12 protein-coding genes and 4 tRNA genes are annotated in these 13,657 nt (G+C 56.8%); 12 read left to right on the top strand and 4 right to left on the bottom strand.

Features of this window, described 5'->3' with window-relative positions:
* Window positions 1-155 precede the first annotated feature (155 nt).
* The gene (locus tag PspR76_RS19185; protein WP_159957792.1) at window positions 156-566 is read left to right on the top strand and encodes a PA0061/PA0062 family lipoprotein; all 411 of its coding nucleotides are present in this window, start codon (window positions 156-158) and stop codon (window positions 564-566) included.
* On the opposite strand, the gene PspR76_RS31095 is transcribed toward PspR76_RS19185, so the two are convergent.
* Window positions 563-724 carry a hypothetical protein gene (locus PspR76_RS31095; protein WP_174245640.1) on the bottom strand — a complete coding sequence of 54 codons (162 nt, stop codon included), beginning with the start codon at window positions 722-724 and terminating at the stop codon, window positions 563-565. The two genes, PspR76_RS19185 and PspR76_RS31095, sit on opposite strands and share 4 nt — an antisense overlap.
* A 235-nt stretch (window positions 725-959) precedes the next feature.
* Here PspR76_RS31095 and PspR76_RS19180 point away from each other — a divergent pair, with 235 nt between their 5' ends.
* Window positions 960-1,592, top strand: coding sequence for a peptidase C39 family protein (locus PspR76_RS19180; protein ID WP_159961530.1), 633 nt, complete (start codon window positions 960-962; stop codon window positions 1,590-1,592).
* Between the two features lie 171 nt (window positions 1,593-1,763).
* Here PspR76_RS19180 and pbpG read toward each other — a convergent pair whose 3' ends face one another.
* On the bottom strand, window positions 1,764-2,687 hold the full coding sequence (gene pbpG, locus PspR76_RS19175; RefSeq protein ID WP_159957790.1) for a D-alanyl-D-alanine endopeptidase: 924 nt from the start codon (window positions 2,685-2,687) through the stop codon (window positions 1,764-1,766).
* A gap of 208 nt (window positions 2,688-2,895) precedes the next feature.
* Window positions 2,896-3,750: a bifunctional methylenetetrahydrofolate dehydrogenase/methenyltetrahydrofolate cyclohydrolase FolD gene (gene folD / locus PspR76_RS19170; RefSeq protein WP_124528853.1), complete on the bottom strand. Its 855-nt coding sequence runs from the start codon at window positions 3,748-3,750 to the stop codon at window positions 2,896-2,898.
* Window positions 3,751-4,025: 275 nt separating this feature from the next.
* Here folD and PspR76_RS19165 point away from each other — a divergent pair.
* The 4 genes from PspR76_RS19165 to PspR76_RS19150 all read left to right on the top strand — a co-directional run bounded on the left by PspR76_RS19165 (window position 4,026) and on the right by PspR76_RS19150 (window position 4,504).
* Window positions 4,026-4,102: transfer RNA gene (locus tag PspR76_RS19165), tRNA-Arg, on the top strand.
* Window positions 4,103-4,134: 32 nt separating this feature from the next.
* Window positions 4,135-4,210, top strand: a tRNA-His gene (locus PspR76_RS19160).
* 56 nt (window positions 4,211-4,266) lie between these two features.
* Window positions 4,267-4,351 (top strand) — tRNA-Leu (locus PspR76_RS19155).
* Window positions 4,352-4,428: 77 nt separating this feature from the next.
* Window positions 4,429-4,504, top strand: a tRNA-His gene (locus PspR76_RS19150).
* A gap of 20 nt (window positions 4,505-4,524) precedes the next feature.
* Here the strand turns inward: PspR76_RS19150 and PspR76_RS19145 are convergent.
* Window positions 4,525-4,839, bottom strand: a complete 315-nt coding sequence (locus tag PspR76_RS19145; RefSeq protein WP_159957788.1) for a hypothetical protein — start codon at window positions 4,837-4,839, stop codon at window positions 4,525-4,527.
* Between the two features lie 233 nt (window positions 4,840-5,072).
* Between PspR76_RS19145 and tig the strand changes: the two genes are divergently transcribed.
* The 6 genes from tig to PspR76_RS19115 all read left to right on the top strand — a co-directional run bounded on the left by tig (window position 5,073) and on the right by PspR76_RS19115 (window position 13,619).
* The gene (gene tig / locus PspR76_RS19140; protein ID WP_159957786.1) at window positions 5,073-6,383 is read left to right on the top strand and encodes a trigger factor; all 1,311 of its coding nucleotides are present in this window, start codon (window positions 5,073-5,075) and stop codon (window positions 6,381-6,383) included.
* A gap of 91 nt (window positions 6,384-6,474) precedes the next feature.
* Entirely contained in the window at window positions 6,475-7,110 is a 636-nt protein-coding gene (clpP, locus tag PspR76_RS19135; protein ID WP_083357884.1) for an ATP-dependent Clp endopeptidase proteolytic subunit ClpP, read from the top strand.
* Between the two features lie 111 nt (window positions 7,111-7,221).
* Window positions 7,222-8,505, top strand: a complete 1,284-nt coding sequence (gene clpX, locus PspR76_RS19130) for an ATP-dependent Clp protease ATP-binding subunit ClpX (protein ID WP_017136464.1) — start codon at window positions 7,222-7,224, stop codon at window positions 8,503-8,505.
* A gap of 189 nt (window positions 8,506-8,694) precedes the next feature.
* The gene (gene lon / locus PspR76_RS19125) at window positions 8,695-11,091 is read left to right on the top strand and encodes an endopeptidase La (RefSeq protein ID WP_159957784.1); all 2,397 of its coding nucleotides are present in this window, start codon (window positions 8,695-8,697) and stop codon (window positions 11,089-11,091) included.
* Window positions 11,092-11,239: 148 nt separating this feature from the next.
* Complete coding sequence (locus PspR76_RS19120) at window positions 11,240-11,512, top strand: HU family DNA-binding protein (protein WP_003174819.1); 273 nt, start codon at window positions 11,240-11,242, stop codon at window positions 11,510-11,512.
* Between the two features lie 232 nt (window positions 11,513-11,744).
* On the top strand, window positions 11,745-13,619 hold the full coding sequence (locus PspR76_RS19115) for a SurA N-terminal domain-containing protein (RefSeq protein ID WP_159957782.1): 1,875 nt from the start codon (window positions 11,745-11,747) through the stop codon (window positions 13,617-13,619).
* The last annotated feature ends 38 nt before the right edge of the window (window positions 13,620-13,657 follow it).

Here is a 13,657-nt window from a genome sequence, read left to right as displayed (position 1 = left end):
AGCCAGGTGAAGGAACATTTAGTTAGCGGCTGAAGATCGTTTCATATGTATTCATTTGTTCTACAAAGGTTGGCTCTCCAAGCTTGTCATCCATCGGACGCGACACATTTGAACGTCGTCCAACGCTTTTAACCGATGCCCTTTGGAGCCCTGCCATGTCACTGAAACCCTTGTTGTTGATCCCTGCCCTTGGCGCTGTTTTGTTGTTGTCGGCGTGCGCCGGCCCGATCCCCAAGGCGGACCCGAGCGAAGCGTGGATTGGTTTGAAAGAAGAAGCGCCAAATGACCTGATGGCCGAGCGCGTCGATGGCAAGCGCGTGGATGACGGGCGCTTTTTTGAAGTGACGCCAGGCGACCATCGCCTGGACGTGACGCTGTTTGAAGAAGAGCCGGGCGATGACAACCAGCAAGACTGCCAGGGTCGCGTTGAGTACAAGCATTTCCAGGCGGGTGAGCACTACACCTTGGTTGAATCGAGCCTGGGCACCACCGTGCGCGCCGTCCTCAAGGACGGCCACGGCAAGGAAGTAGCGGCGACTCAAGACTTCAGTTGCATGCCTGGCTAGGCGTGGTGCACCGCAGCCTTGTGTGGCTTGACCGGTGCAGCGGGTTTGACGTGGGGGTGATGGTGCCGACGGGTCACGCGCATGACCCCCCACAACATGGCGCCGGCGACTGCCAGCCAACCGCAGATCAACATCAGAATCGTTGTTGCAAGGCTCATTCGGGCCTCCTTTCGCCCCGCTCGGGGCACACTCAGTCTTCTCAATGGACAGTCTAGCTACCTGACGGTTGCCTGCTATTGACCAATGGTCGAGTCCCTCCAACTTGTTTGCTCTATCCCGGGCGTTTTACTAGCGCTTGAGGCTATACCCGCGTTCAAGAGCAACCTATGATCAGGGCCCTTACCGGCCGTTGATCAAGAGAGTCAAAAATTGCGCTCGAACGTTAAAACCTCCTTGTTGCTGGCGTGCGCCCTGGGGCTCGCGGCCTGTTCCGGGCACCCGTCGAAACTGGCGGGCCTGCCGGAGCGCGTCGAACTTAATGGCGTGCCGACCTTTCGCAGCGAGGCTTACCTCAGTGGCCCCTCGGCTTTAGCCAGCATGCTGTCGCAACAAGGCATTGTGATGACACCCGGTTTGCTCGATAAACCCCTGCACTTGCCAGGCGGCGAGGCGGACCTTGAGCGCAATATGCAGGTGCTGGCGCGCGAGTACGGGCTGATGGTGTATCCGCTGGATAACCAACTGACGGCGGTACTGGCGCAGGTGGCGGCGGGCTACCCGGTGATGGCGCGGATCAACCCGAGTTTCTGGTCCGGGACGCGCTATGTCGTGGTGGTGGGGTTCAATCAGCAGAAAAGTACGCTGCTGCTGCGCTCGGGTCTGGAGCGGCGGCTGGTGATGAGCTTCAGCGACTTTGAGTCGGGGTGGAAGAGCGCCGGCCATTGGGCGATCCTGACCCAGCGCCCGAGCCAGCTGCCGGCCAATGTCGATGCGCAGCGCTGGCGCGAGGCTGCTAACGCGACGGCGCAAGCCGGGCAAGAGCAGGCGGCGGCGCAGGCGCTCAAGGTGTTGGCGGAAAGGAAGTAACAGCGCTGAAGATCAAACAGGTGGGCGCGGGGCTTATGTGGGAGCTGGCTTGCCTGCGATAGCATCAACCCGGTTCAACTGAAAAACCGAGTTGCCTGCATCGCAGGCAAGCCAGCTCCCACAAAGACCAGCTCCCACACAAGCTGGCTGTCAGATTAGATGTTTACAGTTTTAACGACGCACTTCCGCGGCATTCGGGCGGTTCTTCAGGTTCTTGTCGGCCTTATAGCGCAGCGCTACGTCCGGCACTGAGCCGCTCTTGCCGGTCTCGACCCAGTTGCGAATCCGCCCGGCATCGGCAAAGTGGGTGAACTTGCCGAACGCATCCAGAATCACCAGCGACACGGGGCGGTTACCCATGCTGGTCACCAGTACCAGGCAGTGGCCGGCCTGGTTGGTGAAACCGGTCTTGGTCAGTTTGATATCCCAATTGGCGCGGTTGATCAGGTGGTCGGTGTTGGAGAAACCCAGGGTGTAGTTGGGTTTGCGGAACGCCACGGTCTTCTCTTTGGTGGTGCTCAACTGGCTCAACATCGGAAATTTGCGCGCATAGGCCAGCAGCTTGCTCAAATCACGGGCGGTCGAGACGTTGTGGATAGACAGGCCGGTGGGTTCGACATAGTGGGTGCTGGTCATGCCCAGCGCCTTGGCCTTGGCGTTCATCGCCGCGATAAACGCCGGGTAGCCGCCCGGGTAATGGTGGGCCAGGCTGGCGGCGGCGCGGTTTTCCGAGGACATCAGCGCGATCAGCAGCATTTCCTTACGCGGCATTTCGCTGCCGATTTTCACGCGGGAGAACACGCCTTTCATTTCCGGCGTGTCCTTGATGTTGATATCGATGTATTCGTCCATGTTCTGCTTGGCTTCCAGCACGATCAGGCCGGTCATCAATTTGCTCACGGAGGCGATGGGCACCACGACATCGGGGTTGCTGGAATAGATGACTTTGTTGGTCTGCAAGTCCACCAGCATGGCGCTGCCGGAAGCGATTTGCAGTTTGCTGGTATCACGCGGGGCGAGGGTGGTTTCGCTGGCGTGCGCGAAGGTGCCTGTAAATGCAAAAAATAGGCTGACAAGAGAGAGACGAATTTTCACGCGGATGAACTCGCTAAAAAAGTAAGGAAATACCGTTCGGGAACGGTTTTTTGATAAATGCCGTTACATTTTAGGAGTATGGATCAGAAACTGTCGAATGTTCTTCTAGATCCGGACGAAAGTGCTTAAAAACTAAGAAAAAACAGGTTTTTTTGCGGCCAATAAAAAGCCCTGCGATAAGGCAGGGCTTTTTCAGTACGGCTGGTTATTAGCCGTGCAGGGTTTCTGCGGCGTACAGGGTATTTTCCAGCAGGCAGGCACGGGTCATCGGGCCAACGCCACCTGGCACCGGCGTGATCCAGCCGGCGCGGGGCAGGGCGGTTTCGTAAACAACGTCGCCGACCAGCTTGCCGTCTTCCTGGCGGTTGATGCCGACGTCGATGACGATGGCGCCTTCCTTGATCCACTCACCTTTGACCAGGCCCGGCTTGCCGGCAGCGACGACAACCAGGTCGGCGCGGCCGACGTGGCCGGCCAGGTCTTTGGTGAAGCGGTGGGTGACGGTCACGGTGCAGCCGGCCAGCAGCAGTTCCATGGCCATCGGGCGGCCGACGATGTTGGAAGCGCCGACGACCACGGCATCAAGGCCGTACAGGTCGACACCGGTGCTTTCCAGCAGGGTCATGATGCCTTTCGGGGTGCACGGGCGCAGCAGCGGGATACGCTGGGCCAGGCGGCCGACGTTATAAGGGTGGAAACCGTCGACGTCCTTGTCCGGGCGGATGCGCTCCAGCAGTTTGGACGCGTCCAGGTGTTCAGGCAGCGGCAGCTGGAGCAGGATGCCGTCGATGGCCGGATCGTCGTTGAGGCTGTCGATCAGGTCGGTCAGGGCCTGCTGGGTGGTGTCAGAAGGCAAGTCGTAGGCTTTGGAGATAAAGCCGACCTCTTCACAGTCTTTACGCTTGTGCGAGACATAAACCTGAGAGGCAGGATCGCTGCCGACCAGAATCACCGCGAGCCCAGGCGTGCGCAAGCCTTGCTGGCTGCGCTCGGTGACTCGTTTGGCGATCTGCTGGCGCAGGCTGGCGGCGATTGATTTGCCGTCGATAAGTTGTGCAGTCATTACGCGTGATTAACCATCGAGAGGGAGAAGAAAAGTGCGCGCATTCTCGCACGCCAGGGCGTGAGGGCAAAGGCGCTTGGTCCGCAAATTGCCCTAACCCCTTAAATAAAATGAATTTTTTTCAAAAAAGATTTGACGGGTTTCCGGGGCGTCTATACTATTCGTCGCACTTGTCGGGCACAGCCTAGCACTGGTTAAGAAGGTCGAGCAGAATTGTTGTACTGCAAGGCTGGAAGCACTTAGTTTGTAATCCTCCAAGAGTACAGATTAATAAGGCGCCCGTAGCTCAGCTGGATAGAGCATCCGCCTTCTAAGCGGATGGTCGCAGGTTCGAGTCCTGCCGGGTGCGCCATTAGGCAGCTTTGGCACAAGTAGCGCTAGATGGTGGGCGTAGCTCAGTTGGTAGAGCACGGGATTGTGACTCCCGTTGTCGAGGGTTCGATCCCCTTCGTCCACCCCATATTTTGAAAGGCGCCAGATTAATCGTCTGGCGCCTTTGCTTTAAGAGCTGCAAGCGCGGATGTGGTGGAATTGGTAGACACACTGGATTTAGGTTCCAGCGCCGCGAGGCGTAAGAGTTCGAGTCTCTTCATCCGCACCAATTAAAACGCTGTACCGCCATCAGGCGGGGCATGGTTCAACAAAGAAGATGTTCGAGTTCTTTGTTAATGCAATATGGTGGGCGTAGCTCAGTTGGTAGAGCACGGGATTGTGACTCCCGTTGTCGAGGGTTCGATCCCCTTCGTCCACCCCATATTCAGAAAAAGCGCCAGATCAATGATCTGGCGCTTTTTTTTGTGTCGGAAATTTCCGGTCCTTTTGCGGCGAAACTTGACGCCAAGAAAAAACAAGCATTCTCAATGCCTTGGCGTTAGAATCGTTGCCGGTTTTGAGCGTGTAGAACTGATCCGCGGCTTTATCAGGGTCAGTACAGCTATTTAATAGCGAATAACGGCGCAGTACCTGAAAAAGGGCTGTGCCGTTTTTGTTTAAGTGTTTTGAGTTTCCGGGGCAGGGCGTTTCGTCGTATTTGTGTTTCTCGATGCTGGCGCCGTGTCCTCCGACCTTGCCTGCGAGGTCGGTCGCCAAGGGTGTGTGCCCACGCGCTTCTATATATAGAAGGCTTGATGCAGAGCCCTGGTGAGATGAGCTGTATTTGCTAACAGGATGAGGTGCATGCGTGCACTTGAACCTATAAATGACCTGCTGTTTTTCCACCCGTTTTCAGTAGGGTGACTTCTTGAGTTTGACCCACTAGAATGCATGCCCTTGATTCTGGGGTCGGAAACGGCCGGCTAACGTCTGTGCAACGAGGAATATCCATGCAAGTTTCTGTTGAAAATACTACTGCTATCGAGCGCCGCCTGAGCATCACCGTGCCGGCAGAGCGTATTGAGACTGCGGTCAACAAGCGTCTGCAGCAGACTGCCCAAAAGGCCAAAATCGCTGGTTTCCGTCCAGGCAAAGTGCCAATGAGCGAAATCAAGCGTCGTTTTGGTGCCGATGCGCGTCAGGAAGCTGTAGGTGACGTGATCCAGGCTTCGTTCTACGAAGCTGTTGTCGAGCACAAGCTGAACCCGGCTGGCTCGCCTTCGATCGAACCTAAGTCCCTGGAAGCAGGTAAAGACCTGGAATACGTCGCGACTTTCGAAGTGTTCCCGGAATTCACCGTTGCCGGTTTCGAAGACATCGCCGTAGAGCGCATGAGCGCTGACGTTGCGGATGCCGACCTGGACAACATGCTGGAAATCCTGCGCAAGCAGAACACTCGTTTTGAAGTGGCCGATCGCGCTGCCCAGAACGAAGACCAACTGAACATCGATTTCGTTGGCAAGGTTGACGGCGAAGTATTCGCTGGCGGCTCCGCCAAGGGCACTCAGCTGGTGCTGGGTTCCAACCGCATGATCCCGGGCTTCGAAGACGGTCTGGTTGGCGCTAAAGCCGGCGAAGAGCGCGTTCTGAACCTGACGTTCCCGACTGACTACCAGAACCTGGACCTGGCCGGTAAAACCGCCGAGTTCACCGTTACCGTCAACAGCGTTTCCGAGCCTAAGCTGCCAGAACTGAACGAAGAGTTCTTCGCTCAATTCGGTATCAAGGAAACCGGTATCGAAGGCTTCCGTACCGAAGTTCGCAAGAACATGGAGCGTGAGCTGCGCCAGGCCATCAAGTCCAAGATCAAGAACCAGGTCATGGACGGTCTGCTGGCTGCCAACCCGATCGAAGTGCCTAAGGCCCTGCTGTCCAACGAAGTGGATCGCCTGCGCGTTCAAGCGGTTCAGCAGTTCGGTGGCAACATCAAGCCTGACCAACTGCCGGCCGAGCTGTTCGAAGAGCAAGCCAAGCGTCGCGTTGTGCTGGGTCTGGTCGTGGCTGAAGTGGTCAAGCAATTCGACCTCAAGCCTGACGAAGATCGCGTTCGTGAAATGATCCAGGAAATGGCTTCGGCCTACCAGGAGCCTGAGCAGGTTGTGGCGTGGTACTACAAGAACGACCAGCAGCTGAACGAAGTACGTTCGGTTGTGCTGGAAGAACAAGTTGTGGATACTGTTCTGCAGAAGGCTAAGGTGACCGACAAAGCGGTCTCTTACGAAGAAGCAGTCAAACCGGCGGAAGCAGCACAAGCCGACTGATTGTCCAACTCGTTCGAAATACAACCATAAGCCAGCCTCGCGCTGGCTTATGCGTTTTCAAGACATGACTATTTGGGAGTAACTGCAGAGCATGTTCCGTAATTCCTATATTCAGCAGAACTCTGATATCCAGGCCGCTGGCGGCCTGGTCCCGATGGTTGTCGAGCAATCTGCTCGTGGCGAACGCGCCTATGACATCTACTCGCGCCTGCTCAAGGAACGAGTGATCTTTCTGGTCGGCCCTGTAGAGGACTACATGGCCAACCTGATCTGCGCGCAACTGCTGTTCCTTGAAGCGGAAAACCCGGACAAGGACATCCATCTTTACATCAACTCCCCGGGCGGCTCGGTAACGGCAGGTATGTCGATCTACGACACCATGCAGTTCATCAAGCCAAACGTGTCGACGACCTGCATCGGTCAGGCCTGCAGCATGGGCGCATTCCTGCTCACCGCGGGCGCCGAGGGCAAGCGTTACTGCCTGCCTAACTCGCGCGTGATGATTCACCAGCCTCTGGGCGGCTTCCAGGGCCAGGCGTCGGACATTGAAATTCACGCCAAGGAAATCCTGTTTATTCGTGAGCGCCTCAACACGTTGATGGCCAAGCACAGCGGGCACACCCTGGAAGAAATCGAGCGCGATACCAATCGTGACAACTTCATGAGCGCCGAAGCTGCGCGCGCCTATGGGTTGATCGACGCAGTGATCGAAAAGCGCCCCGCTTAATATAAGCACCTCAAAATAGGGCTGGTCGGCGCGTCCGACCACCGCGGGCTTGAAAAAGCCCGCATAAGCCTTCATCTTGTGTTGCAAGCCTATCGGATTTGGATCGAACGAATGACTGACACCCGCAACGGCGAGGACAACGGCAAGCTGCTCTATTGCTCCTTCTGCGGCAAAAGCCAGCATGAAGTACGCAAATTGATTGCCGGCCCCTCGGTGTTTATCTGCGACGAGTGCGTCGACCTGTGCAATGACATCATCCGCGAGGAGGTGCAGGAAGCCCAGGCCGAGAGCAGCGCGCATAAATTGCCTTCGCCTAAAGAAATCAGCGGCATCCTTGATCAGTATGTGATTGGTCAAGAGCGTGCAAAGAAGGTTCTGGCCGTAGCGGTTTACAACCACTACAAGCGCTTGAACCAGCGTGACAAGAAAGGCGACGAAGTCGAGCTCGGCAAGAGCAACATCTTGCTGATCGGTCCTACAGGCTCGGGTAAAACCTTGCTTGCGGAAACCCTCGCTCGTCTGCTGAATGTTCCCTTCACTATCGCTGACGCGACCACCCTCACCGAGGCTGGCTACGTGGGTGAAGACGTCGAGAACATCATTCAGAAGCTGCTGCAGAAGTGTGACTACGACGTAGAGAAGGCCCAGATGGGTATTGTCTACATCGACGAAATTGACAAGATTTCGCGCAAGTCCGACAACCCGTCGATCACCCGGGACGTTTCCGGTGAAGGCGTGCAGCAAGCCCTGTTGAAACTGATCGAAGGCACGGTTGCTTCCGTACCGCCACAAGGCGGCCGCAAGCACCCGCAGCAGGAATTCCTTCAGGTTGATACGCGCAACATCCTGTTCATTTGTGGCGGTGCGTTCTCCGGTCTGGAGAAGGTTATTCAGCAACGTTCCACCCGTGGCGGCATCGGTTTCGGTGCGGAAGTGCGCAGTAAGGAAGAAGGCAAGAAGGTGGGCGAGTCCCTGCGTGAAGTCGAGCCTGACGATCTGGTCAAGTTCGGTCTGATCCCTGAATTCGTTGGCCGTCTGCCGGTCCTGGCCACGTTGGACGAGTTGGATGAGGCTGCGTTGATTCAGATCCTCACCGAGCCGAAAAACGCCTTGACCAAGCAATACGCCAAGTTGTTCGAGATGGAAGGTGTAGACCTCGAGTTCCGTACCGACGCACTCAAATCAGTGGCCAAGCGGGCACTGGAGCGCAAGACCGGTGCACGTGGTTTGCGTTCGATTCTCGAAGGCGTGTTACTCGACACCATGTACGAAATCCCCTCGCAGTCCGAGGTGAGTAAAGTGGTGATCGACGAAAGCGTTATCGAAGGCAAGTCCAAGCCACTGTATATCTACGAAAACAGTGAGCCGGCTGCCAAGGCTGCACCGGACGCGTAAGCGTTCAGCTGTCGCAGCACAAGCAAGGGGCCTTTTTAGGCCCCTTGTTTTTTTACAGCGGTTTTTCAGCAGTTATTTTAAATTCTCGTTTATTCATGCGTTTAACTGCTGGCATTGAGCTTGTTTTTTTTGCAAGCAGCCCCCATCTTGGTTTCAAGCTTACTTTTCAACTGTCATAGAGGCGAAATCATGAAGACAACCATCGAATTGCCTCTCCTGCCGTTGCGTGATGTCGTCGTCTATCCGCACATGGTTATCCCGCTGTTCGTGGGGCGCGAGAAGTCTATCGAAGCCCTCGAGGCCGCGATGACGGGCGACAAGCAAATCCTGCTGTTGGCCCAGAAGAATCCAGCTGATGATGATCCAGGCGAAGATGCCCTGTATCGCGTCGGTACCATTGCCACTGTTCTGCAATTGCTCAAGCTGCCTGATGGCACCGTCAAGGTGTTGGTGGAAGGTGAGCAGCGTGGTGCGGTGGAGCGTTTCATGGAGGTGGATGGCCACCTGCGCGCCGAAGTGGCGCTGATCGACGAAGTCGAAGCCCCTGAGCGCGAATCCGAAGTGTTTGTGCGCAGCCTGCTCTCGCAGTTCGAGCAGTATGTGCAGCTGGGCAAGAAAGTCCCGGCTGAAGTCCTGTCTTCCCTCAACAGCATTGATGAGCCAAGCCGCCTGGTCGACACCATGGCTGCGCACATGGCGCTGAAGATCGAGCAGAAGCAAGACATCCTCGAAATCATCGACCTGTCTGCCCGTGTCGAACACGTACTGGCACTGTTGGATGGCGAGATCGACCTGTTGCAGGTTGAGAAACGCATCCGTGGTCGCGTGAAGAAACAAATGGAGCGCAGCCAGCGCGAGTACTACTTGAATGAGCAGATGAAGGCCATTCAGAAAGAACTCGGCGACAGCGAAGAAGGCCACAACGAAATCGAAGAGCTGAAAAAGCGCATCGATGCTGCCGGCCTGCCCAAAGACGCCCTGACCAAGGCGACTGCCGAGCTGAACAAGCTCAAGCAAATGTCGCCGATGTCGGCCGAAGCCACCGTGGTTCGCTCCTACATCGATTGGCTGGTGCAGGTACCGTGGAAGGCCCAGACCAAAGTGCGCCTGGACCTGGCCCGTGCCGAAGATATCCTCGACGCCGACCACTACGGCCTCGAAGAAGTCAAAGAGCGCATCCTCGAATACCTCGCCGTGCAAAAGCGCGTGAAGAAAATTCGTGGCCCGGTGTTGTGCCTGGTCGGTCCTCCGGGTGTGGGTAAAACGTCGCTGGCTGAGTCGATTGCCAGCGCCACCAACCGTAAATTCGTACGCATGGCCCTCGGTGGCGTGCGTGACGAGGCGGAAATTCGTGGCCATCGCCGTACCTACATCGGTTCGATGCCAGGAAGATTGATTCAAAAGATGACAAAGGTCGGCGTGCGCAACCCGCTGTTTTTGCTCGATGAAATCGACAAGATGGGCAGCGACATGCGTGGCGATCCGGCCTCGGCGTTGCTCGAGGTGCTCGACCCTGAGCAGAACCATAATTTCAACGACCATTACCTGGAAGTCGACTACGACCTATCCGATGTAATGTTCCTGTGCACCTCCAACTCCATGAACATTCCGCCAGCGTTGCTGGACCGGATGGAGGTGATTCGTCTGCCGGGTTACACCGAAGACGAGAAGATCAACATCGCCGTCAAATACCTCGCGCCCAAGCAGATTTCGGCCAACGGCCTGAAAAAAGGCGAGATCGAGATTGGCGTCGAAGCGATCCGTGACATCGTTCGTTACTACACCCGCGAGGCCGGTGTGCGGGGCCTGGAGCGCCAGATCGCGAAGATTTGCCGCAAGGCGGTCAAAGAGCATGCACTGGAAAAACGCTTCTCGGTGAAGGTGGGTGCCGACGACCTGGAACACTTCCTGGGCGTGAAAAAATTCCGTTATGGCCTGGCTGAACAGCAGGACCAGGTAGGGCAGGTGACTGGCTTGGCGTGGACTCAAGTGGGCGGCGAATTGCTGACCATCGAAGCCGCGGTGATCCCAGGCAAAGGCCAGCTTATCAAAACCGGTTCGCTGGGTGACGTGATGGTCGAATCCATCACGGCCGCGCAGACCGTGGTGCGCAGCCGCGCCAAGAGCCTGGGGATCCCCCTGGACTTCCACGAGAAGCACGACACCCACATCCATATGCCGGAAGGGGCGACCCCGAAAGACGGCCCCAGCGCTGGCGTAGGCATGTGCACGGCCCTGGTGTCGGCATTGACTGGCATTCCTGTGCGAGCCGATGTGGCAATGACGGGTGAAATTACTCTGCGCGGTCAGGTATTGGCCATCGGTGGTCTGAAAGAGAAACTGCTCGCAGCACATCGGGGTGGAATCAAGACTGTGATCATTCCTGAAGAGAATGTTCGCGACTTGAAGGAAATTCCTGACAACATCAAGCAGGATCTTCAGATTAAACCGGTTAAATGGATTGACGAGGTCCTGCAAATTGCGCTGCAATACGCGCCGGAGCCCTTGCCGGATGTGGCTCCGGAGATTGTCGCGAAGGATGAAAAACGCGAGTCTGATTCCAAGGAAAGAATTAGCACGCATTAATGCGATTAAGCCGGGTGGCTTCCTTGACAGCTTTTTAGAGCCCTTGTTATAAAGCGGCTCTTAAGTGTCTGTAGGCCATTCAGCACTGGTTTTTGCTTTCACCAAAAAACTTAGAATCATACTCAATAGATATATAAGGGGACTTAGAGTGAACAAGTCGGAACTGATTGATGCTATCGCCGCATCCGCTGATATCCCGAAAGCTGCTGCTGGCCGTGCGCTGGACGCAGTAATCGAATCCGTCACTGGCGCTCTGAAGGCCGGCGACTCCGTGGTACTGGTAGGCTTCGGTACTTTCTCTGTGACTGACCGCCCAGCTCGCACTGGCCGTAACCCACAGACCGGCAAAGCACTGCAAATCGCTGCTGCCAAGAAACCAGGTTTCAAAGCCGGTAAAGCCCTGAAAGAAGCCGTTAACTAAGCTTCGCTCAAGCCTTACCTACCCGGGTCAGACGCAGGTCTGGCCTGGCGGCGGAGCGGCAGCCGACCCAGTTATCCATCGGGTCGCCACGGCCTGGGGTGTTGGTTCAAACCCCCGTCCGCTCCGCCAGTTACGAGAAGGCGCATCCTCGGATGCGCCTTTCTTCTATCCGGACTCTACCCACGCTCCACGGTTGCCTAATTTTTGAAGATCAACCGTTTCTGGGGGACGCATGCTGCAAAATATCAGGGACAATTCACAAGGCTGGATTGCCAAGACCATTATCGGGATCATCGTCGCATTGATGGCGTTCACCGGTATCGAGGCCATTTTCCAGGCTTCGACCAACAACAAGCAGGACGTGGCCAAGGTCAATGGTGAAGAAATCACCCAAACCGAATTGAGCCAGGCCGTCGACATGCAACGTCGCCAGCTGATGCAACAGCTGGGCAAGGATTTCGATGCTTCTCTGCTGGACGAAAAACTGCTGCGCGATGCGGCCCTCAAAGGGCTGATCGATCGCAAACTGTTGCTGCAAGGCGCTGCTGATTCCAAGTTCGGCTTCTCGGAAGCTGCTCTGGATCAGGTGATCCTGCAGACTCCGGAATTCCAGGTGGACGGCAAGTTCAGCGCCGAACGCTTTGACCAGGTGATCCGTCAACTGGGCTACAGCCGTATGCAATTCCGTCAGATGCTGACCCAGGAAATGCTGATCGGCCAGGTTCGCGCAGGTCTCGCCGGCAGCGGTTTTGTCACCGACGCCGAGGTGCTGGCATTCGCCCGTCTGGAAAAACAGACCCGCGATTTCGCCACCGTCAACATCAAGGCCAACCCTGCGGCGGTGAAGCTCACCGACGATGAGGTCAAGGCTTACTACGACCAGCACGCCAAAGAGTTCATGACCCCGGACCAAGTCGTCATCGACTACCTGGAACTGAAGAAGTCTTCCTTCTTCGACCAGGTCACCGTGAAGGACGATGAACTGCAGGCTGCCTATCAGAAAGAAACCGCCAACCTCGCTGAACAGCGTCGTGCCGCGCACATTCTGATTGAAGTCAACGACAAGACCACCGACGCGCAAGCCAAGGCCAAGATCGAAGACATCCAGGCACGCCTGGCCAAGGGTGAGAAGTTCGAAGCCCTGGCCAAGGAGTTCTCCCAGGATCCAGGTTCGGCCAACAATGGCGGCGACCTCGGCTTTGCCGGCCCGGGTGTCTACGACCCGGACTTCGAAACGGCCCTGTACGCCTTGAACAAGGACCAGGTGTCGGCGCCGGTGCGCACCACGTTCGGTTGGCACTTGATCAAACTGTTGGGCGTTGAAGCCCCCCAAGTGCCATCGTTCGCCAGCCTGAAAGACAAGCTGACCCGCGAGCTCAAGACCCAGCAAGTTGAGCAGCGCTTTGTCGACGCCTCCAAGCAATTGGAAGATGCGGCATTCGAAGCCTCCGACCTGGCCCAGCCGGCGTCCGACCTGAAGTTGACCGTGCACACCTCCGCGCCATTTGGCCGTGAAGGTGGCGAAGGTGTTGCAGCCAACCGTGCTGTAGTCACCGCGGCATTCAGCCCGGAAGTCCTGGATGAGGGTGCCAACAGCACCGCCATCGAGCTGGACCCGGAAACCATCATCGTGCTGCGCGCCAAAGAACACTTGAAGCCTAAGCAACTGCCACTGGAAAGCGTCTCTGCCGCGATCCGTGCGCAGATGACCAAGGAGCGCGCCAGCGCGGCTGCCAAGGCTCACGCTGACGAGTTGATCGCCAGCCTGCGTGATGGCAAGACCCCGCTGAACCAGCCGATCGACGGCCAGGCCTGGAAAGTCACTGAAGCGGCTACCCGTAGCGCTGAAGGGGTCGAGCCTGCGGTGTTGCAAGCCCTGTTCCGTATGCCTAAGCCTGCGGCCAAGGACAAGCCGACCTTCACCACGGTAACCCTGGCTGACGGTAGCCTGGTCATCGTGCGCTTGAACGGTGTCAACGAAGCCGCTGCGCCTACGGACGAAGAAAAGGCGCAATACCGCCGCTTCCTCGCTTCGCGTATTGGCCAGCAAGACTTCGCGGCTTACCGCAAGCAGCTGGAAACCAAGGCTGACATCAAGAAGTTCTGATTGATCGTTCCCACGCTCTGCGTGGGAACGCCGCCTTG

The organism is Pseudomonas sp. R76 (assembly GCF_009834565.1).
In the GTDB taxonomy this organism is placed as follows: domain Bacteria; phylum Pseudomonadota; class Gammaproteobacteria; order Pseudomonadales; family Pseudomonadaceae; genus Aquipseudomonas.
The sequence above is the reverse complement of the archived record's forward strand: the minus strand, read 5'-3'. Positions and strand labels throughout refer to the sequence as shown.

Excerpts from the sequence above, each read along its gene's own strand:
- clpX (WP_017136464.1), top strand. The coding sequence starts at position 7,222 with ATGACTGACACCCGCAACGGCGAGGACAACGGCAAGCTGCTCTATTGC.
- PspR76_RS31095 (WP_174245640.1), bottom strand. The coding sequence starts at position 724 with ATGAGCCTTGCAACAACGATTCTGATGTTGATCTGCGGTTGGCTGGCA.
- clpP (WP_083357884.1), top strand. The coding sequence starts at position 6,475 with ATGTTCCGTAATTCCTATATTCAGCAGAACTCTGATATCCAGGCCGCT.
- lon (WP_159957784.1), top strand. The coding sequence starts at position 8,695 with ATGAAGACAACCATCGAATTGCCTCTCCTGCCGTTGCGTGATGTCGTC.
- PspR76_RS19115 (WP_159957782.1), top strand. The coding sequence starts at position 11,745 with ATGCTGCAAAATATCAGGGACAATTCACAAGGCTGGATTGCCAAGACC.
- folD (WP_124528853.1), bottom strand. The coding sequence starts at position 3,750 with ATGACTGCACAACTTATCGACGGCAAATCAATCGCCGCCAGCCTGCGC.
- PspR76_RS19185 (WP_159957792.1), top strand. The coding sequence starts at position 156 with ATGTCACTGAAACCCTTGTTGTTGATCCCTGCCCTTGGCGCTGTTTTG.
- tig (WP_159957786.1), top strand. The coding sequence starts at position 5,073 with ATGCAAGTTTCTGTTGAAAATACTACTGCTATCGAGCGCCGCCTGAGC.